The organism is Streptomyces sp. MJM8645 (assembly GCF_001625365.1).
Lineage (GTDB): Bacteria > Actinomycetota > Actinomycetes > Streptomycetales > Streptomycetaceae > Kitasatospora.
The window spans coordinates 80,629-100,881 of record NZ_LJJF01000001.1 but is presented as its reverse complement, the minus strand read 5'-3'; the positions used below and the strand labels follow the sequence as shown (position 1 = coordinate 100,881).

Below are 20,253 nucleotides of genomic sequence, written 5' to 3'. Positions count from 1 at the left end.
GGGGCGGCCGCACGCCACGGCCGAGACGAGCAGTACCCAGGTCTGTCCGCCCCACGGGTCCGTCGGAGGGAGCCCGCCATGCCGCACCGAGCCCTGACCCACCCCGCCCGGCCGCAGGAGGCCCCGGCGCCGCCACCCGTCAGCACCGCGCCGTACACCCTGGTGCGCGCCACCGTCCTCGCCCGCCCCGCCCAGTCGGCCCCGGCCGCCGTCGTCCGGGCCCTGCTGGCCCGGCTCACCGCCGTCGAAGCCGCGGACGCCGCCCTGCGGCCCGCCCTCTGCGACGACCTCCACGCCGGCCGCGCCGGCCACGGCGAGGCGTTCCACCGGCAGGTCGTGCTCCCCTTGCGCCGCGACCTGCACAACGGGCGCCCGCCGCGCGCCGCCCTGCTCGCCCGGCTCGCCGACCTCCCCGCCCGAACCCCGCGCCTCGCCGAGTGGCTGGAGCTGCGCGCGCGGCGTACCAGCCTGCTCGACGACCTCGCCGCCGCCGTCGCGCCCGCACTGGCCGCCGAACGCGCCGCCCTCGCCGAACTCTGCCGCTCACCCGCGTTCACCCGTGCCGTCGCCCTCACCAGCGCCGACCTGCTGCGCGCAGTCGGCAACACGGCGCGCGGCGGCGGTGCGGCGGGGGAGCGGCGGGGCCGGGCGCGCAAGGAGGAGGCCGCGGTGCTGCGCCACGCCCTGCGGGCCACCAGCAAGACCAGCCCGCTCTCCTGGTTCACCGCCGTCGGCTGGGCGGCGGGCGGCGACACCGCCCCGCGCGCGGTCGTCAAGGAGAACCGGACGCTGGTCGGAGCCCTCGTCCAGGCCCTGCTCGACGAACCCCGTCGCAGTCGCACCCTGCCGCACCGGATGGCCAGCGCCGCCCGGATCGACGGCGACCGCGCCCGCTACGCCCGCACCCGGGTGGTGTTCGCCGGCGGCCGCTACCTGGTCACCCGCGAGGAGGAGGTCGAACTCGCGGCCCGCCCCGAACTGGCGCTCCTCGGCGCGCTCTCCGACACCCCGGACACTCCGGCCCGGCTCGCCGAGCGGCTCACCGCCGCCCTCGGCCGCGCCGGCGGCGACCCGGCCGTGCACCGGTTCGTCGGACAACTCCTCGACGCCCGGCTGCTCGTGCCCGCCGACCCCGTCGATCCGCAGGACCAGGACCCGCTGCGACGCCTCGGCGACTGGTTGCGGCAGTGGCCCGAGGACGCCGACCTGAGCCGGTGCCTCCACCAACTCGCCGATCACACAGCCCAGTTCGAGAAGACCCAGGCGGAGCAGCGCCCGGCGCTGCTCGCCGCTCTCGCCGCCGACTGGCGCCGGCTGCTCGCCGACGCCGGTCGGCCCGTCCCGCCCGACGCCGCGCCCCTCACGGTGCTCACCGAGGACGTCCACGCCGCAGCGCCGCCGCGGCCCCGGCTGGGGCCTGCCCGGCCGATCCAGCCCGGCCCGCGGTCGACCGGACACGACCTGGACGGCGCCGACCGGGCCGCGCTCGGCGAACTCACCGCCCTGGCAGAGCTGTTCGACCTCGGCCACCTGATGCGCCGGGCGGCCCGGGACCGCTTCGTCGCCCGCTACGGCGTCGGCGGCGTCTGCGCCACCCCGTGGGAGTTCGGCGCCGATGCCGGCGAAGCCTGGGCGGACGCCGGACGGACCGCCGGACCGCCGGAACTGCGCCTCCTGCGGGAGGAGTTCACCGCCACACCCGTGGTCGACGGCGAGCTGGTGCTGCCCGCCGACCGGATCCGCGCCCTGGCCGCCCGCCTGCCGGACTGGACCGCCGCCCGGCCGCTCAGCTACTCCTGGTTCGTCCAGCACGACCTCGCCGACGGCCTGTTGTGCGTCAACCACGTCTACGGCGGCTGGGGGCGCTTCACCAGCCGCTTCCTCGACGCCGGCACGCCACAGGCCGCCGACGTCGCCCGGCAGATCCGCCGCGGCCTCGGCGACGGCGCCCGCGCCGCCCAGATCCGCCCGGTCGGCGGCTTCAACGCCAACCTCCACCCCCGGCTGCTCGCCGACGAGATCGGCCCCGACCGCCGCTGGACCAACCTCGCCGAACCGGACCTCGACCTCGTCCACGACCCCGCCACCGATCAGCTCCGGTTCCGGCTGCGCACCACCGGTGAAGCCCTCGACGTGCTCTACCTGGGCTTCCTCGCGCCGATCATGCTGCCGCAACGGCTCGCACCCCTCCTCGCCGACCACCCCAACGGCATCGTCGACTTCCGCCCGCTGCTGCCCCGCACCACCCTGCCCGCTCCCGGCGGCACCGTCACCCGCACACCCCGGCTGCGCCACCGCCACGTCGTCCTCGCCCGCCGCCGCTGGCACCTGCCCGCGGCCGTCCTCGACGCCCTGCGCGCCGACCTCGCCGCCGAGACCGGCCCCGGCGACGTGCCCGCGGCCACCGCCGCCCGCTGGCGGGCCCTCCTCGACCTCCCCGAGCAGCTGTTCCTGCACCCCGTGCCGGACGGCCCCGCAGCCGGCCCCGCAGAGGGTCACGCCGTCGACGCCTTCATCGCCCGGCTGCGCGCCCCCAAACCGCAGCCGGTCGACCTCGGCAACCCCCTCCACCTGCACCACCTCGCCAAATGGCTCACCCGCCACCCCCGCGGCGTCGTCCTCGAAGAGGCCCTGCCGGCGCTCGGTGGCCGGCCCCGGCCGACCGGGGCCGTGGAACTCGTCGCCGAGACGTACCGCCCTGCCCGGCCCACCGCCGCCCCGGCGGGGCGTGGGGTGACCGCCCGGACAGGGCCCGGCGGCAGCCAGTGGTGAGCGGCCGCCGCACCGGGGCCGCAGTGGAGACGAAGTCCCATCCGTGCAGGCCCATCCGTAGAGGTCCATCCGTGCAGCGTCGAGGAGGCGTTCGATGAGTGATCCGGCCGGTGGCCCGCGGGCCGTGACGGCGTGTGACGTGGTCCTGTACTACTACCAGCCCACCAAAGCCCGGGCGTTGCGCGAGGCCGTGCTGCCGTTGGCCCGGCAGGCGGCGGGGGACGGCCTGGGCGTGCACGTCGAGCGGCACTGGCGGTTCGGACCGCACCTGCGCCTGCGGCTGTCCGGCCCGGCCGACCGGGTGGCCGCCGCGGCCGAGCGTTCCGCGGCGGCGCTGCGGGCGTGGACGGCCGCCCATCCGTCCGTCGCGGACCGGACCGACGCCCAGGTGCTGGCGGAGGCGGCCGTCGCCGGGCGGGTCGAGCTGGTCGCGCCGCCCTACGGTCCGCTGGTGCCGGACAACACCGTCCGGGTGGAGCCCGTCGAGGCCGGGGCCGCGACCTCCCTGGACGCGCTGCTCGGGCCCGACGCGGCGGCTCTGCGGGACGAACTGCTGCGACTCGGACTGCCCGCCGTCGGCTCCGCCTGCGACTTCCTCGGGGCGCACGGCGACACGCCGCAGGCCAGGGTCCAACTGGTGGCGGCGGCGCTGGCGGCGCATGCGGCCGCCCACCCGGACGGGCTGATCGGCGGTCACTACTCCTTCCTCTCGCACCTGGAGGACTTCCTCGTCCACGAGGATCCGGACGGGCGGCTGCGGGACGCGTTCGAGCGGCACTGGGAGGGGAGCGGCCGGGCCGTCACGGCACTGGTCGGCCGGATCGTCGACGGCGGGGCGAAGGGCTGGGAGCGGGACTGGGCGCGCTGGTCGGCGACGGCCTGGCGCCGGGCGGAGGAACTGCTGGCGGCCGGGGCCGACCTCGGCGGCGACCGGTCGGAGTACCGGGACCGCGCCGCCGCGCTCGGGGACCGGGCCACCGCCGAACGGTGGAACCCCGAACTGCGTACCGTCTACAGCGAGTTCCACCAGCTGCTGCACCGGTCGGACCCGGCGGGCACGATGTGGAGCCGCCCCGACTACCTGATCTACCGGGCCTGCACCAACGGCCTGTACAGGCTGCTCGCGATCTGTGACGTCCGGCCGGTGGAACGCTACCTCGCCGCCCATCTGGTGGTGCGCAGCGTGCCGGAGCTCACCGGGCACCAGTGGCGGGACCGGGTCGACGAGGTGATCGCCGTGGTCGAGGGGGCGGCATGACGGCCCCGGAGCCCCGTCCCCGGCTGCGCCCGGGCGTGGCGGTGACGCCGCTGCGCGACGGGCTGCATCTGCGGGGGCGCGGTACCAGCCTCACCCTGGAGGGCAGTCGGGCGCTGCCGGCCCTGTGGAAGCTCCTGGAGGCCCGGCTGGGCCCCGAGGCGGACGGGCACCCGGAGGCCGTTCCGGCCCGGGTGGAGGCGGCGCTCGCCACGGTGACCGCACGCCTGCGCGAGTACGACCTGCTGGTCGACCAGCCGGGCCGCCCCGGGAACGCCGACCACCCCGACCACCCCGACCACCCCGACCGCGCTGACCACCCCGACGGCGCCGACCGGCCGGGCCGCCCCGACGGCCGCGAACTCCCGCCGTGGCCCGCCTCGGTGGCCGCCCGGCCCGCGGCAGCCGCGGCGGCCCTGGCCGCGGCCCGCCCGGTGGTGTCCGCCGCGGACCCCGACGGGCCGGGTGCCCGGGCGGTGGCGCGGGCCCTCGCCCGGGGCGGGGCGGAGTCGACCGTCCTCGCCGAGGCCGGCCTGCCCGTCGGGCGGGTGGTGGCCGCCGTGAGCGATCCGCCGGTGGCGGTCGCCATGCAGTGCGACGCGGACGGCGGCTTCGTGACCGCGCCCGCCGACCCGGCCCGCGTCCGCGCGGACGCCGCCGCCGTCTCGGCCCGCCTGCGGGCGGACGCCACGCCGGCGGGTGCGGGTCCACCACCCGCGACGCTCCCCGCCCTGCTCGCCGCCGCGACGGCGCAGCGGCTGCTCTGCGCGGTCGCCGGCCTGCCGGACCCGGGCGATCCGGACGGCGATCCGCGGCTGCTCGTCGGCCGCCCGGCGGTGCTGGTGGCCGAGGCCCGCCCGCCGCGCGCCGACTACCACCCGTGGGCGGCGGGCCCGGGCCGTACCGCCGGGCCGCCCGACGGCCTGGCCGAGGCCCTGCGCAGGGTCACCGCACTCGGCGATCCGCGCCTCGGCGTACTCGAGGCGCCCTCGCCCGGTGGCCTGCCGCAACTGCCGGCGGCCCTGGTCTCCTGCCGCACACCCGCCGGCACTCTGGTGGCCGGTGCGGCCCGGACGGACCTGGCCCGGCTGGCCGCCGCCTGCCGGGCCGCCGAACTCGGGCTGGCCGCACTCGACCCGACCGCCCCAGTCGTGGGCGCCGACCCGGACCACGCACTCGGCCGGGCCCTGCGCCGCGCGGCCCACGCCTGCCCGTCCGAGGGCCGCCCCCTCGCGTGGGCCGCCTGGCGGGAGCACCCCCAGGCGGCGCACTGGTGGGCGGTGCTGGCCCGGCGCCTCGGCCACGCTCCCGAGCTTGAGCTCGGCCAACTGGCCGACGAGCAGGCCTTCCTGGCCGTCGTGGCCACCGCCGGCACTGTCCTCGGCCGGGCCGTCGAGGCCACCCCCGCCGACGCGGTCGCCGTCGCCGCCCTGTCCGCCCTGACCCGCCTCATGGCCGCCGGCCACGGCCTGTCCGCCGCCCACCACACCACCCTCACCGGCGCCGCCGCCCCGCTCGCCGCCCGGCGGCAGCCGGCCGGCCGCCCGGACCCAGGCCGCCCGGACCCAGGCCGCCCGGAGCCAGGCTGGACGGACCCGGGCTGGACGGACGAGGGCTGGACGGACCGCTGGATCACCGAACTCGCGCGCCGGGAAGCGGCGTTGCGCGAATCCCTGGGCCGCCTGACCGGGCTGCGCGCCGACCCCTGGCAGCCCGCCACCGCCGCCGCCCGCCCCCTGGCGAACGCCCTGGACGGCTGCGGCTTCACGGTTCTCGTGACCACCGGAGGCCACCCATGACCACCGCCACCGACCTGCCGGTCCTCGACCCCGAGCGGGCGCTGGCGACCACGAGCGGCACCGCCGTCGTCCACCTCACCAGCTGGACCCTCGACCTGGCCGCCCGACTCAGCCGCCACGCGCTGGAGCACCCGGTGCGACTGGTGCCGGTACGGGAGGACGGCGCGCTGACGGTCGTCGGGCCGGTCCTGGAGCCGGGGGCGTCGGCCTGTCTGAGCTGCACCGAGTACCAGCGCCTGGCCACCGCGGGCGGCCGGGTGCCCTGGCACAGCCCCGCACTGGCGCTCGCGGGCACCGGCACCCCGGCCTTCACCGAGGCGGTCGCCGCGCTCGCCGCCGACCTCGCCGCCGACCGGGCGGACTCCGGGCCGCACGCCACCGTCCACCTCGTCCACGGCGACCGCGCCACCTGGTCCACCCACCTGGTCCGCCCCGTCGGCGGCTGCCCGGTCTGCCGCCCGCTGCCCGCCGACTCGCCCGCCGCCGCCCGGCTGCCCCTGACACCCCGCCCGCTGCCCGATCCGGCCGTGCTGCGCGGCGCGAACGACCTGACGGGCACCGACGGCAGGGCCAACGACCGGCTGCGTGCCGAGCTGTACGACGAGCGGTTCGGCCCGGTCCGGCGCCTGTTCCGCACCGAGGACTCGGCGTTCGCCCTCACCACCGCCTGGGTCACCGACGGCCGGCTGCTCGACGACGGCGGCTACGGGCGGGCCGTGGACTTCCGGTCCAGCGAGCGGGTGGCGCTGTTCGAGAGCGTCGAGCGCTTCGCGGGCATGCGGCCGCTCGGTCGCAGGACCGTCCTGCGGGGCTCCTACGGCGACCTCGCGCGCGACCTGGGGCCCGAGGCCGTCCTCGACCCCGTCCGGCTGGGGCTGCCCGATCCCGCGCACCACGGGCACCCGAACCGGGCCACCGTCCCGTACACCCCCGACCTCGTGCTGGACTGGGTCCACGGCTGGTCCCTCACCCACGCGCGCCCGCTCGCCGTGCCGGAGCACGTCGCCTACTGGGAGCTCCCGGACCGGGACCGCCCCAGGGTGGTCTACGAGTCCTCGAACGGCTGCGGGCTCGGCAACAGCCCCCAGGAGGCCGCCCTCTACGGGCTGTTCGAGGTCGCCGAGCGGGACGCCTTCCTGATGGCCTGGTACGCGCGGACCCCGCTGCCCGGCGTCGCCGTCCCCGTCGAGGACCCGGCCGTCGCCGACCTCGCCGACCGCGCGCGCCTGCTCGGCTACCGGCTCACCCTGCTCGACGCCACCAACGACCTCGGCGTTCCCGCCGTGATCGCCCTCTGCCGCTACCGGGGGAGCCACCCGGACGCCCCGCGCACCTTCCTGGCGGCCGGCGCCCACCACGACCCGCGGGCGGCGATCCGCTCGGCCGTCGCCGAAGTGGTCACCAACGTGCAGGAGGCGGCGCACCGCCCGGCCACCCCGGGCGGGCCGCGCGACCCGAACCGGCTGCGGCCGATGCTGGAACGCCCCGAGCTGGTGGTCGGCCTGGAGGACCACGTCGGCCTCAACACCCTGCCCGAGGCGCAGCCCCGCCTGGACTTCCTCTTCGCCGGCCCGCCCCCGGTGCCCTGGCCCGAACGCTGGCCCGGCGCCCCCGAGCCGGTCACCGACCTGACCCTGCTGCTGGAGCGGACGGTGGCCCGGCTCGCCGAGGAGGGCCTCGACGTCGTGGTGGTCACCCAGGACGAGCCCGGGGTCCGCGAACGGCTCGGCCTGCACTGCGCCAAGGTCGTCATCCCCGGGACCCTCCCGATGACCTTCGGGCACGTCAACCGCCGCACCCGCGGCCTGCCCCGGCTGCTGGCCGTCCCGCACCGGCTCGGCCGCAGCCCCCGCCCGCTGCACCACGACGACCTGGCCCTCCACCCGCACCCGTTCCCGTGACGGCCCCGACCCCCTCCCCGAGGACCCGATGACCACCCACCACCGGCCGACCACCCACCACCGGCCGACCACCCACCACCGGCCGACCACCCACTGGCAGAGCCTGCACCTCGCGCTTCCCCTGACCGCCCGGGACGCCGACGCCTTCGTCACCGACGACCTCGCCCCCCTGATGGACGGGCTGACGACGGACCCGGACGCCGACTGGTTCTTCATCCGCTACGGCGAGGGCGGCCCCCACCTGCGGATCCGCTTCTACGGCCCGGGCGCGCCGGAGCAGGCCGAAGGACTCGCCGCCGACCTCGCCCGCCTCGCCGCCCGCCGCACCCCGCCCACCGGCCCCTGGGCGCCCCGCCACGGCGAGGTGACGGCGGTGCCCTACCAGCCCGAGACCGAACGCTACGGCGGCCCGGCCCTGCTGCCGATCGCCGAGGACCTCTTCGGCCACTCCTCCCGCACGGCCGTCCGTGCCCTGCGGGCCGCCTCCGCAACCGCCGCCCGCCTGCCGCTCGCCCTCGACCTCGCCCACACCACCGCCCACGCGCTCGGCCTCGACGACCTCTCCGCCGCCCGCTGGCTGCGCCGCCACGCCGCCTCCTGGCGCTGGGTCACCGAGTACCGGCCGCTGCCCGGCGCGGCCGTCCACACCAGGGTCAACACGGTGTTCGCCCGGCAGCGGGACGCGCTGGCCCGGCGTGCCCGGGCCCTGCGCGAGGCACTCGACACCGGCGCCGCCGCACCTTGGCTGACCGACTGGGCCGGGCAGGTGGCGGCCGCGGCCGACCGGATGCGCGCGGCCTCGCCGCCCGAGGCCGCCGAGCGGCTGTCCTGGGCCTGGGCCTCCCAGCTGCACATGCTGTTCAACCGCCTCGGCGTCGGTCCCGACGAGGAGCGCGCGGTCTGCCGGCTCGCCGCCCGCACGCTGCTGGAGACCGACCGGCCGTTCGCCTTCTTCCCCGCCGACCGGCACGCCCCCGACTACCAGTACCTGGAGCGCAGCAAGTTCCAGATCGGCCGCAGCGAGGACACCGCGCTGCGCGACCTGGCGCCCCGCCCGGCCCCGCGGGAACAGCCCGACGACGTCCGGCTGCCCGCCGAGCCCCTGCCGGAGCTCACCCTCGCCGACGCCCTGCGCACCCGTCGCTCCGCCCGCGGCCCGCTGACCGGCCCGCTCACCACCGCCACCCTCGGCGGGGTGCTCTGGTCCGCGTGCGCACCGGGCCCGGAACCGCGCCGGCCGATCGCCGACGGCACCGCCCCCGCCCACGGCCACCGCCCGTACCCGAGCGCGGGTGCGCTGTACAGCGTCCGTCTGCGCCTGCTCGCCCTCGCCGTGGACGGCCTGCCCGCCGGCACCTACCAGTGCCTGCCGGAGCGCCGCGTGCTGCGCCCGATCGGCCCGGCCCCCGCCCTCGACGACCTCAAGGCCCTCTCCTCCTACCTCTCCCGCCCGGCCGCGGATCCGGACGCCGTCGGCATCGACGAGGCCCCCGCGGTCCTCGCGGTCTACGTCGACCTCGCCCTGCTGCGCAGCCGCTACGGCCTGCGGGCGCTGCGCCTGGGCCTGCTGGAGGCCGGCCACCTGACCCAGAACCTGCTGCTCGCCGCCACGGCCTTCGGCCTCGGCACGATTCCCCTCGGCGGGGTCCACGACGACCTCGCCCACGAACTCCTCGGCCTGGACGACCTGGACGAGCCCGTGCAGTACCTGCTGCCGCTGGGGCGGATCTGATACCTCGGGTCGGATCAGCGGGCGGCCTCGGGCGCCCGGGCGGTCAGCGGGAGTGGGCGGCGAGGCTGAGCAGCAGGTGGGCGGATTCGGGGTGGTGGAAGTCGGAGTGGGCGCCCGCCGGGTTGAGGCGGGTGGCCAGGCCGCCGCGGTAGACCCGGGCGGCGTCGATGTTGACGATCGGGTGGTCCAACTCGGTGCGCGGGTACGGGGAGGCGGTGGGGCGCAGCCGGGTGCTGAACTGGGGGACGGGGGCGACGCCGGTGCCGGAGTGGCCGATGCCCGGGCGGCCCTCGGCGCGCAGGTGCCAGAAGCCGGTGGCGCGGTCCCAGCGGGAGTGGGTGAGCACCAGCGGGCCGCGCAGCGGGGCGCCGGGGCGGCCGGGGCCGAGGAACAGCCGGGGGAAGAGGTGGGTGAAGGCGTCGCGGGGCGCGGCCATCTGGAAGACCAGCGCGCTGTCGACGGTGAACGGCCGGGTGGGGTCGCCCGGCCGGCTCCAGCCCAGCACCGGCGGCCCGGCGGGCCGGTCGGCCGCGTACTGGACGGCCTCGCAGAGGAAGCGGCCGCCGAAGGAGTGGCCGACCAGGTGCAGGTACTGGCCGTTGCGGTTGGCCAGGACGCGGGGCGAGGCCGGGTCGCCGCGGTCGGCGTCCAGGTAGCCGAGCAGGTGGCCCAGGACGCGCCCGGCCTGCCCCTGGGCGCTCATGGCGTGCGCCCGGGCCCGGATCCGGCGGTAGCCGGAGGGCGACGGCAGGCTGGAGGACGGCCAGCGCACCACCACGCACCACGGGCGGAACCCCCTGGTCAGCCCGGGGTAGGCGGTCGGCGCGGACCGGTGCAGGGCGGCGGCCTCGGTGAGCAGGGCGGCGGCCGAGCGGTCGGCGGCGGCGGGGCTGGTCTGCCAGCCGTGGACGTAGACGTAGACGTCGGTCGCCCGCGGGGGGATGCGCAGGTGCCGGGCGAGGTGTTGGGCGATCCGGGCCTCGGGCACCGGCGTGCGGGTGCCGGGGACGAGCAGCCGGCCCTCCTCGTCCAGGTCGACGGTGGCGGTGGCGATGGGCGTGGGCGCCGTCACGGGGTCAGCTCCAGGATGCTGTCGAGGCCGCAGTGCAGGGAGTAGGTGAGCGCCAGCGGGTTGCGGTACTCGCGGGCGAACCGCCGGACCAGCTGCTGGGTGATCTCGCCCGCCGTGAACTCCCCGGTCAGGTAGAGGTCGAGGAAGGCGAAGGCGTACTCGGCGGCGAAGACCTGCGGGATCTCGATCTGCGGGCCGAGCACGCCGTTGGCGCCGAGGTCGACCAGCGCCCGGCCGAGGTGCTCCAGTTCGGCGGCCGTGGACTGCCCGGTGTGGCAGGCGTTCAGCAGCACGAACGGCCGGAACATGGCGTCCGGCGCCTCGGCGTGCCGGCGGCGGTGGCGGCGCACCAGGTCGGCGTCGATCTGGCGGTCGTCGGAGAGCCGGACGGCGAGCTGCTCGTACGGGGAGTCGCCGGCGACGAACTGGCCGTGGCACCAGAAGTACATGACGTCCTCGTCCAGCACGGCGGAGGACAGCGCCTTGAGCAGCGGCTCGGACTCGGTGCGCACGGTCAGCTGGGAGCGGTCCTCCAGCAGCTTGCGGACCTCGGGGGCCCGGCCGACGTCGGTGAGCTGGTCGTCGGTGTTGAGGCTGGTGACGGGCCTGGTGCGGGCCGGGTACGGCGGCTGGATCGGCGGGTAGCCGGCGCCGGTCTGCTCGACCTGGTGGCGGTGGCCGAGGAAGTCCGCCCACGGGTCGGCGTGGCCGCCGTCGACGGCGAGCATCGGCCAGGGCAGGTGGAGGTCGGAGTCGAAGCTGATCCGCAGCGAGCCGTGCTCGGTGAGCGTCCGGGTGAGGTACTCGCGGAAGACGGTGAGCTCGCGCTCCGGACCGTCGAGCATCACCTCCAGGAAGTACCGTCCCTCCTCGGCCAGTTCGGCGACCTGCCGCTCGGCGACGCCGGCCAGCCGGTTGAAGTCGACGGCCTGGGCGAAGGGGTAGCCGCCGATCGGCTCCGGGTCGTACTGGACCAGGCGGTCGCGCCAGACGGTCCGCAGCCGGGAGGCCCGGGCGAGCAGGGCGGGGGCGGACACCTTCAGCTCCGCGCGGTGGGGGCGGGACCAGGGCGTGCGCTCGCCGGGCCGGAAGGCGGAGACGAACAGGTCGTCACGGTGGCGGCGCAGCGAGACCACGAGGTCCAGCGGGGCCGGCTCCTTGGCCTGCGGGGCGTCCGGCGCCTGCTGCCGGGGGAGCCGGGTGAAGTCGGCGGAGGGGTTCTGGCGGATCTCGACGAGGAGGTCCCGGGCCACGCGATTACTCCTCGTCCTGGGCGATGTCGGCGACGGTGATGGCTTGGGCGATGGCGGGGGCCTGCGGGTCGGGCGGGACGTCGACGACGGCGCACAGGTCCTGGAGCACGGCGCCGTGCCCCCGGTCGTAGACGGTGATCCGGACGGTGTGCGGCCCCGGCACGGACGGGGTCAGCGCGAAGCGGACGGGCTCCCCGGCGGGGCTGTAGTCGGCGACGGGCGGATCGAGCACGGCGTCCGAGGCGGTGACGGCCACCAGGCGCAGGCCCGGCAGCGCGCCGGGGTCGCTCTGCGGCACCTCGGGTTCCAGCCGCAGTTCCAGGTGCACGGCGGCCCCCACCGCCGGCTCGTCGAGCAGGGTGAGCCGGGGCCGCCAGGCCGTCCTGGCCGGCGCGGGCGCCGGGGGGCGGTGCCGCGACCCGCGCGAGCGCCGGATCAGCGCGGCCGGTTCGGACGGTTCCGGGCCGAGCTCCGCGCGGACGGGTGCGGCGGGCAGCGACTGCGGCCCGCCGCCGTCGAGTCGGGTCGACGACTCGGCTGCGCCGCCGTCGAGTCGGGCCAGGGCCGTCCGGCTCTCCACCGCCAGCGGATGGCCGGGGCCCATCAGGGTCCGGCGCGCGGTGTGGACGGCCGCCAGCAGGCCCTGGGCGGCGTCCCGGCGCCCGCTCGCGGCGAGCGCGGCGGCCAGGCCGACGGCCAGCGTGGGGAACACCGGGAGCAGCCCGGGGCGCAGGGTGCCGAGGCTGACGGCGACGTCGTCGGCCTGCCGGTGTCCGGTCAGCAGTGCCCCGGCCGGGATCCGGTCGGCGACGATGCCTTCGTACACCCGCACCGCCCCGACGGCGTCGCCGGCCCGCAGCCGCGCGTGGGCGAGGCTCTGGCGGATGCTCAGGGTGAGGGAGTTGCGGGGGCCGTGGCTCGCGGCGCACTCCTCGGCGAGTTCCTCCAGCCGGACGACGGCGCGCAGCGGCCGCGGGCCGCAGGCCAGCAGCAGCGCGTGGGCCTCGCGGGCGGTGAGGGTGGCGTCGTCGGTGCTGCCGAGGGCGTCGTCCGCGCAGGCGGCGAGGGTGGCGGCCAGGCGCACCGCCGCGTCGTGCTCCCCGTTGAGGTGGCGGGCGAGGGCGAGGACGCACCCGGACCGGACGAGGCCGGGCAGGGCGGGGCCGGCGGGTCGGGTCCAGTCCGGCGTCAGGGGCGACAGTTCGGCGATCGCGCCGGCGTGGTCCCCGGCGAGCACCAGGGCCTGGGCGAGGCCGTACCGCACGGCGTGGGCGAGGAGGTGTTCCGGACCGAGGGCCGATTCGACGGCGGCCAGCACCTCCCGGTAGCAGTCGGCGCCCTCCGCGTACCGGCCGGCCTCGACGAGGTTGAGCGCGATGCTGTCCCGGTCGTCGAGGGAGTCGAGGGCGTCGGGGGCGTCGGGGTGTTCGGCACCGAGGATCCGGGTGCGGTCGGCCAGCAGAGCGCGGTAGAGCGCGTCGGCGCGGTCGTGCTCCCAGCGGCGGCGGTGGGCGTGGGCGAGGTCGGCGCGCGCGGTGAGGGCGTCGGGGTGGTCCTGGCCGTGTACGCGCTCGTGGTCGGCGAGCAGCATCACCCGTTCGACGATCTCCTGCCGCTGCCGGCCGGCGCGGGCGTGGGTGGAGGCGAGGCTGGAGCGTTCGCCGAGGGTGTCCGGGTGGTCCGCGCCCTGGACCCGGCTCCGGTGGGCGATCAGCTCGGTGAACAAGGCTGTGGCGCGGTCGAGTTCGCCGGTGGCGAGGACGGTCTCGGCGAGTTGGGAGAGCTGGTGGAGGGTGTCCGGGTGGTCGGGGCCGTGGATGCGCGCACGGTCGGCGGCCAGTGCCTCCCGTTCGGCCTCGGCCTGGTGCAGGAGGCCCGCGAGTCGGCGGTCCTGGGCGAGGCTGCCGCGACAGGCGAGGGTGCCGGGGTGGTCCGGGCCCTGGAGCCGGATCCGGTCCCGCAGCAGCGCCTCGTCGAGTTCCGTCGCGGGGCGGTGGTCGCCGCCCGACCGGTACGTCCAGGCCAGCAGGAACCGGGTGCCGAGGGTGTCGGGGTGGTCCGGTCCGAGCACCCGCTCGGTGTCGGCGACCAGGGGCGCGGCCAGGTCGAGCGCGCGTTGGAGGTCGTAGCCCGCGCGGTACGAGGACGCCTGCCACCAGCGGGCGTTGAGGGTGTCCGGGTGGTCGGCGCCGAGCACCCGGGCCCGGTCGGCGGCGACGGCGCCGAAGGCCTCGGCCGCGCGGCGCTGGTCGTCCGCGTCGCGGTGGGCGGCGGCCTGCCACCACCTGGTGGTGAGCGTGTCCGGGTGGTCCGGGCCCTGCGCCCGCTCCTGGTCGGCCAGCAGCGCCGTGTACAGCTCGGCGGCGGCGGGGTGGTCGCCCGCCGCCACCACCGACCGTGCGAGGCCGAGCCGCGCGTCGAGGGTGTCGGGGTGGTCCGGTCCGAGCACCCGTTCGTAGTCGGCGACCACGGCCCGGAACAGGCCCACCGAGCGGTCGTGCTCGGCCGCGTCGCGGCAGGTCCGGGCCAGGCTGAGCCGGGTGTCCAGGGTGGTGGGGTGGTCGGCGCCCAGGACCCGGGCCAGGTCCGCGACCAGTGCCTCGTACAGCTCCAGGGCGCGGTCGAGTTCGCCGACCTCGCGGTGGCCCGCCGCCTGCGAGCGCCGGGTGTCGAGGGTCTCGGGGTGGTCGGGGCCCTGGAGCCGGGTGCGGTCGGCCACCAGCGCGGAGTGCAGCTCTGCGGCGCGGCGGTGCTCGCCCGCCTCGCCGTGCGCCCAGGCCAGGGAGCCGCGGGCGTCCAGGACGAGTGGGTGGTCGGCGCCGTGGATCCGGGTGCGGTCGGCGGTCAGGGCCTCGTAGCGGGCGATGGCGCGGCGGTGGTCCTTCGCGGCGGAGGTGGCCCAGGCCAGTCCGGCGCGCGTGGCCAGGGTCTCGGTGTGGTCGGCACCGCGGATCCGGGTGTCGTCGGCCACCAGTGCGTCGAACAGCTCCACCGCGCGGCGGTGGTGGCCGGCCCGCTGGTGGCCGTTCGCCTGCCACCAGCGGGCGGTGAGGGTCTGGGGGTGGTCGGCGCCGAGGATCCGGCTGCGGTCGGCCGCCAGTGCGTCGTACAGCTCCACCGCGCGGCGGTGGTCGCCGGCCCGCTGGCAGTCGTGTGCCAGCCACCAGCGGGCATTGAGGGTGTCCGGGTGGTCGGGGCCCTGGAGCCGGGCCCGGTCCGCGACGAGCTCCTGGTGGAGCTCCAGCGCCCGGCGGTGCCGGCCGGCGGCGGTGAGTGCCTGCGCCAGCGCCAGGCGGGCGCCCAGGGTGTCGGGGTGTTCCGGTCCGTGGACGCGGGCGTGGTCGGCCACCAGGGCTTCGGACAGCGTGACGGCCTGCCGGTGGTCGCCCGCCTCCCGGCAGCTGTCGGCGTGCCACCAGCGGGTGTTGAGCGTCTCCGGGTGGTCGGGGCCCTGGAGCCGGGCGCGGTCGGCCGCCAGCGCTTCGTACAGGTCCGCCGCGCGCCGGTGCTCCCCGGCGTCCCCGTGCGCGGAGGCGAGCCACCACCGGGCGCTGAGGGTGCGGGGGTGCTCCTCGCCGTACAGCAGGACGCAGTCGGCGACCAGTTCCGCGTACAGCTCCACGGCGCGCGGGTGGTCGCCGCTCTCGTCGTGGGTCCGCGCCAGCTGGAGGCGGGCGCTGAGGGTGGTGGGGTGCCCGGCGCCGAGCGCCAGGGTCAGGTCGGCTAGCACCCGTTCGCGTTCGGCGAGCGCCTCCCGGATCCGCCCCGCGCACTGGAGGGCGTAGGCCAGGCCGGTGCGGGCGTTGAGGGTCTGCGGGTGGTCGGGGCCGTGGACCCGGTCGTAGTCGGCCACCAGCCGTGTGCGCAGTTCCACGGCCTGCCGGTGGTGCTCCGCCGCGCCGTGCAGCCAGGCCTGCCAGCCACGGGTGTGGAGGACGGCGGGGTGGTCGGCGCCGAGCACCCGCAGCCGGTCGGCGACGAGTCGGTCGCACAGCTCCGCCGCCTGTCGGTGGTCGCCGGCGTCGCCGAGGGCCCGGGCCAGGCTCAGCCGGGCCTCGAAGGTCTCGTGGTGGTCGGGGCCGTGGACCCGCTCACGGTCGGCGAGGAGCCGTCGGCATTCGGCGAGCGCCGCGCGGGGGCGCCCGGCCAGCAGCAGGGTGCGGGTGAGGTTGGACCGTTCGTCCAGGGTGTCCGGGTGGTCCGGGCCCTGGATGCGGGCGCGGTGGGCCACCAGGCCTTCGAACTCGGCCAGTTCGTGGTCGGTCCGGCCCGCGACGCGCAGCGCGTAGGCGAGGTTGCTGCGTTCCTCCAGGGCGTCGGGGTGGTCCGGCCCCTGGACGCGGGAGCGGCTGCGGACCAGCGCCCGGTGTTCGTCCACCGCCGTCCGGAGTTGGCCCGCCTCGCGGTGGACGTGGGCGAGACCGCTGCGCACGTCCAGGGTGTGGGGGTGGTCGGGCCCGAGGACGCGGGTGTAGTCGCGGACCAGATCGGTGAACCGGGCGACCGCCGAAGCCGGGTGCCCGGCTTCGCAGTAGGCCGTCGCCAGTCGGCCGCGTGCGAAGAGGGTCTGCGGATGGTCCGGCCCCTGCACCCGGACGTGGTCGGCGACCAGCGCCTCGTACCCGGCGACCGCGGCCCGGTGGTCGCCCGCGACGACGTGGGCGGCCGCGAGCCAGTCGCGGCTGGTGAGGGTGTCGGGGTGGTCGGCGCCGAGCACCCGGGCCCGGTCGGCCACCGCCTGCTCGTACAGGGTGATGGCCAACCGGTGCTGTCCGGCGGTGAGTTGGGCGTACGCGAGCCCGTTGCGGTGGGCCAGGATGTCCGGGTGGTCGGGGTCGTCCAGGACCCGGCCGGCGTCGGCCAGCAGCCGCTCGAACTCCGCCACCGCCGCCTGGTGTTGACCGGCCACCTGGAGGGCGTAGGCCAGGCCCGCGCGGCTGGTGAGGGTCTCCCGGCTGTCGGCGCCGAGCACCCGGGCCCGGTCGGCCACCACCGCGCGGAACTCCTCGACGGCGCACCGGTGTTCACCCGCCTTGCGGTAGGCGTGGGCGAGGGTGCTGCGGTCGGCGAGGGTGGCCGGGTGGTCGTGGCCCTGGAGGCGGGTGCGGTCGGCCACCACCGCCCGGCAGAGCGCGACGGCCCGGGCCGGATCGCCGGCCCGGGCGTGGAGTTCGGCGAGCCGGCCCCGGGTGGCCAGGGTGTCGGGGTGGTCGGCGCCCAGCAGGCGGGTCTGGCCGTCGGCCATCGCGGTGACCAGCGGGATGGCGAACACCCGCTGGGCCCGGTCGGTCAGCTCGCCGGCGGCCAGCCGGTACAGCGCGACGGTCTGCGGGGTGGGCTGCTCGGACGGGCCGCCGGCGGCCAGCTCGCGGATGTGCGGCAGCAGCGCCCGGCGCAGCCGGGGCCCGGCGGTCGGCCAGAGCCGGGCGGCGGCCTCGGCGAGCTGCTGCTCGGCGCGCCGGCGCAGCGGGCGGGCGCCGTCGGAACGGCGCAGCACGCCCTGGAGCAGGCGGTGCACGGTGACGGTGTCGCCGAGGGTGATCAGGTTGTAGTCGGCGAGCAGCCGCAGTGCGGAGTCGACCTCGGCCGGGCGGCGCGCGCCGAAGGGCGTCAGGGCTTCGCGCGGCAGCGCCTCGGGGGCGTACCAGGCGAGCGTGCGCAGCAGCTCGACGGCGAACGGGGTGGTGGCCTGGACGGTGCGCAGGGTGGTGTGCCAGAGCCGGGAGACGGTGGCCACCGCGCCGGAGCCAGTGTCGGAGCCGGTACCGGTGCCGGAGCCGGCGTCAGGGCCTGCCGGGCTGCTGGTGCGCAGCAGCTCGCGGTAGGCGGCGAAGGTCGTGCCGGTCTGCTGCACGTAGGCGCCGGCCTGGGCGAGGGCGAGCGGGAGGTGGCCGAGTTCGTCGGCCAGGGCGAGCACCTCGGCCTGTTCGGCCCGCGCCCCGGGGTAGGCGGCGCCGCAGAGCAGCCGGGTGGCCTCGGGGGCGTCGAGGACGTCGATCCGCACCGGGCGGATGCCGGGGTGCCAGCCGCCGGCGCGGCGGCTGGTGACCAACTGGTGGCCGCGGCCGAGCAGCCGGCCGAGATAGGGGGTGAGGTGGACCGGGTCCTCGGCGTTGTCGTAGACGAGCAGCCAGCGGTCGTGGGCGCGCAGCCACGCGAGCGCCCACTCGACCTGCTGGCCGGGCGGGGCGGTGAGGGCCCAGGTGGGGTGGAGGTGGACGGCGAGGTCGGCGAAGGCCTCGGCGAGCTGCTCCTCGGACTCGGCGGTGATCCACCAGATCAGCCGGTAGTGCGTGGCTTCGGCGTAGGCGTAGTGCAGCGCGACGGTGGTCTTGCCGACCCCGCCGAGGCCGTGCAGCGTGGTGGCCTGGGTGACCAGCCCGCTGCCGTCGCCGTCCGACAGCGCCTCGGCGATCGCCCGCAACGCGCCGTCGCGGCCCACGAGTCGGTCCGCGGCGCGGGGCGGCAGGTTGGGAGCGGGGGCGCTCGCCTCGACGGTCAGCGCGGCCCGCGCCGCCTCGGGCGGCAGCACGGCCGCCCGCTGCTCGGCGTGCGGGTTCCCGGCGGTGGCCGGTGAGACCGGGCGGCGGCGCTGGTCGAAGGCCTCGTGGTCGGGCAGGCCGCCCTCGGGCCGGACATGCGTCGTCCTGGACATCAACACTTCGGCGCCCTCACCCCCACGTACGGTTCCGCCCGCCCACCGTAGTCGCGGGCGGGCGCCGTGTCACCGGATTCCGCCGGTCACCCGGAGCCGGGCGCACCACTGTCGGTACCGGACGGTAGCGTACCCGGATGATCATGCACACCGTCCCCACCTGGCACGCCACCAGGACGGGCGGCCCGCCGCGGCCAGGGCCACACCGAGGTTGATGCGGGCCGGGCCCTCGGCGGCGCGGTCGCGGGTGTCGAGGAACGCTTCGACGGCCGAGCCGGTGCGCCCCGGCGCCGGCGTCAGGCCTGGCCCTGCCCGGCGAAAGCCCGTTCGGCGGCGGTCATCACCCAGAGCGGGAACTGCTCCACGGGAATCGCGGGCGAGGCCGGGAAGTCGGGCCGGATCGACGCATCAGGGAAGAACGCGACCTGGCAGCGCCGGCACAGCCACCCTGACTGCCACACGTGGAGATGCCGCTGCCAGAGCGCCCGCTGCTCGGGCAGTCCTTGTTCGACCGCTCGCCTGTGGCGGCTTCGCGACACGGTCCGCACGATCACGCCGATGACCAGCAGGACGGCGGGCAGGATGAACGGGCCTATGTGGTAGCCGAGCTGGTAGGCGGAGTCGTAGCCGCTCAGGTCCTCGTCGTCGCGGAGCTGCGAGAGGACCCCGAGCAGGCCGAAGACCGCGGCGAGGACGAAGAGCACGATCGCCCCCGTGCTCAGCTCGGCAGGGGCGGGCTGCGGCTCGGGCGGCGGGTACAGCAGCGCACGCGTCGAGTCGTCGAGTGGCGCGGTGGTGTCCGCCAGGGCGTGCGCCATGAGGACGGACTGGTCCGGTGCGGTGCACTGGGGGCAGGTGGCACTCATCGAACGGTTCGCTCCTGATGGGGACTTGTGCCTGAACGGTGAACACGTAGTACACCACGGGAGGCTGGCTGTCCGTGGTGGCCAGTCACCCGCCCCCGGCAGACGGATCAGAGCTCCGGAGCAGGCGCGGCCGCGTCGAGGGTGATGGTCCCGGTGGAGGCGATGGTGGTGCCGGGGCATGGGACATGGGTCGGACCCAACGTCAGTCCGCCAGCCCCAGCGGGTCCGGGGCGGGGGCGAGCAGTTCCGGGCCGTTGGAGCGGACGCTGTTGACGGCGGGGGAGACGGCCCTCACCCGCAGGGCGCCGTCGGTGGGGCGGCGCAGCAGGTGGTGGAGTTCGTCGGAGTCCGTGAGGTCGGGGGCGAGCCAGGCGGCCAGGTCGGCGGGGGCGATGGTGAGCGGCATCCGGTCGTGGACGCGCCCGGCGCTGTCGGTGGCGTCGGTCGTGATGACGGTGGCGGTGGCGAGCCAGGCCGCCGGGTCCTCCTCGGGCCGGGTGCGGTCGCGCCAGAACTCGTACAGGCCGGCCATCAGCATGACCGAGCCGGTGCTGAGGAAGTACGGCTGCTTGTACTTCTTCCGGTCGGCGGCGGCGGGCACCTCGCGCCACTCGAAGTAGCCGTCGGCGGGGATGACGCAGCGCCGGGTGGTGAAGGCCTTGCGGAAGGCGGGCTTGAGGTGGACGGTCTCCGAGCGGGCGTTGATCATGCGGGCGCCGCCGGAGGGGTCCTTGGACCAGGACGGCACCAGGCCCCAGCGCAGCGGCCGCAGCTGCCGCAGCAGCTCGCCGCTCTCCCGGTCGACGCGTTCCAGGACGGCGGGCACCGGGTCGGTGGGCGCCACGTTCCAGCTCGGCGCGAACGACTCGGCCGGATCCCAGCGCAGTTCCCCGAGCAGGGCGACGAGGTCCTGGGGCGTGGTGGTGGAGACGAAGCGACCGCACATGC

General features: G+C 77.1%; 10 protein-coding genes. 5 read left to right on the top strand and 5 right to left on the bottom strand.

The features are described 5' to 3' along the window. The first annotated feature begins 78 nt into the window (after nt 1–78). From A6F73_RS00415 to A6F73_RS38925, 5 genes are all read left to right on the top strand, one after another. Nucleotides 79–2,772: a lantibiotic dehydratase gene (locus tag A6F73_RS00415; RefSeq protein WP_063345888.1), complete on the top strand. Its 2,694-nt coding sequence runs from the start codon at nt 79–81 to the stop codon at nt 2,770–2,772. A 94-nt stretch (nt 2,773–2,866) separates the two neighbouring features. Next, nucleotides 2,867–4,030, top strand: coding sequence for a lantibiotic dehydratase C-terminal domain-containing protein (locus A6F73_RS00410; RefSeq protein WP_063345887.1), 1,164 nt, complete (start codon nt 2,867–2,869; stop codon nt 4,028–4,030). Next, complete coding sequence (locus tag A6F73_RS41205; protein ID WP_063345886.1) at nt 4,027–5,826, top strand: hypothetical protein; 1,800 nt, start codon at nt 4,027–4,029, stop codon at nt 5,824–5,826. The genes A6F73_RS00410 and A6F73_RS41205 overlap by 4 nt, the downstream gene beginning before the upstream one ends. Continuing rightward, nucleotides 5,823–7,727: a TOMM precursor leader peptide-binding protein gene (locus tag A6F73_RS00400; protein WP_079135310.1), complete on the top strand. Its 1,905-nt coding sequence runs from the start codon at nt 5,823–5,825 to the stop codon at nt 7,725–7,727. The genes A6F73_RS41205 and A6F73_RS00400 overlap by 4 nt, the downstream gene beginning before the upstream one ends. A gap of 28 nt (nt 7,728–7,755) precedes the next feature. Next, nucleotides 7,756–9,459 carry a thiopeptide-type bacteriocin biosynthesis protein gene (locus tag A6F73_RS38925; RefSeq protein WP_079135309.1) on the top strand — a complete coding sequence of 568 codons (1,704 nt, stop codon included), beginning with the start codon at nt 7,756–7,758 and terminating at the stop codon, nt 9,457–9,459. Between the two features lie 43 nt (nt 9,460–9,502). On the opposite strand, the gene A6F73_RS00390 is transcribed toward A6F73_RS38925, so the two are convergent. From A6F73_RS00390 to A6F73_RS00370, 5 genes are all read right to left on the bottom strand, one after another. Next, the gene (locus tag A6F73_RS00390) at nt 9,503–10,531 is read right to left on the bottom strand and encodes a hypothetical protein (protein WP_244293238.1); all 1,029 of its coding nucleotides are present in this window, start codon (nt 10,529–10,531) and stop codon (nt 9,503–9,505) included. Further along, a complete protein-coding gene (locus A6F73_RS00385) occupies nt 10,528–11,784 on the bottom strand; it encodes a CHAT domain-containing protein (RefSeq protein WP_063345885.1) in 1,257 nt (418 codons plus the stop codon). Before A6F73_RS00385 ends, A6F73_RS00390 begins: the two co-directional genes overlap by 4 nt. Nucleotides 11,785–11,788: 4 nt before the next feature. Continuing rightward, a complete protein-coding gene (fxsT, locus tag A6F73_RS43845; RefSeq protein WP_063345884.1) occupies nt 11,789–18,439 on the bottom strand; it encodes an FxSxx-COOH system tetratricopeptide repeat protein in 6,651 nt (2,216 codons plus the stop codon). 296 nt (nt 18,440–18,735) lie between these two features. Further along, nucleotides 18,736–19,305 carry a hypothetical protein gene (locus tag A6F73_RS00375; protein ID WP_063345883.1) on the bottom strand — a complete coding sequence of 190 codons (570 nt, stop codon included), beginning with the start codon at nt 19,303–19,305 and terminating at the stop codon, nt 18,736–18,738. 202 nt (nt 19,306–19,507) lie between these two features. Further along, nucleotides 19,508–20,251, bottom strand: a complete 744-nt coding sequence (locus A6F73_RS00370; RefSeq protein WP_063345882.1) for an SOS response-associated peptidase — start codon at nt 20,249–20,251, stop codon at nt 19,508–19,510. Nucleotides 20,252–20,253 lie beyond the last annotated feature (2 nt).

What these genes read in the sequence shown, in the direction of transcription:
- A6F73_RS00415 (WP_063345888.1), top strand. Translation starts at nt 79, where the DNA reads ATGCCGCACCGAGCCCTGACCCACCCCGCCCGGCCGCAGGAGGCCCCG.
- A6F73_RS00410 (WP_063345887.1), top strand. Translation starts at nt 2,867, where the DNA reads ATGAGTGATCCGGCCGGTGGCCCGCGGGCCGTGACGGCGTGTGACGTG.
- A6F73_RS41205 (WP_063345886.1), top strand. Translation starts at nt 4,027, where the DNA reads ATGACGGCCCCGGAGCCCCGTCCCCGGCTGCGCCCGGGCGTGGCGGTG.
- A6F73_RS00400 (WP_079135310.1), top strand. Translation starts at nt 5,823, where the DNA reads ATGACCACCGCCACCGACCTGCCGGTCCTCGACCCCGAGCGGGCGCTG.
- A6F73_RS38925 (WP_079135309.1), top strand. Translation starts at nt 7,756, where the DNA reads ATGACCACCCACCACCGGCCGACCACCCACCACCGGCCGACCACCCAC.
- fxsT (WP_063345884.1), bottom strand. Translation starts at nt 18,439, where the DNA reads ATGTCCAGGACGACGCATGTCCGGCCCGAGGGCGGCCTGCCCGACCAC.
- A6F73_RS00375 (WP_063345883.1), bottom strand. Translation starts at nt 19,305, where the DNA reads ATGAGTGCCACCTGCCCCCAGTGCACCGCACCGGACCAGTCCGTCCTC.
- A6F73_RS00370 (WP_063345882.1), bottom strand. Translation starts at nt 20,251, where the DNA reads ATGTGCGGTCGCTTCGTCTCCACCACCACGCCCCAGGACCTCGTCGCC.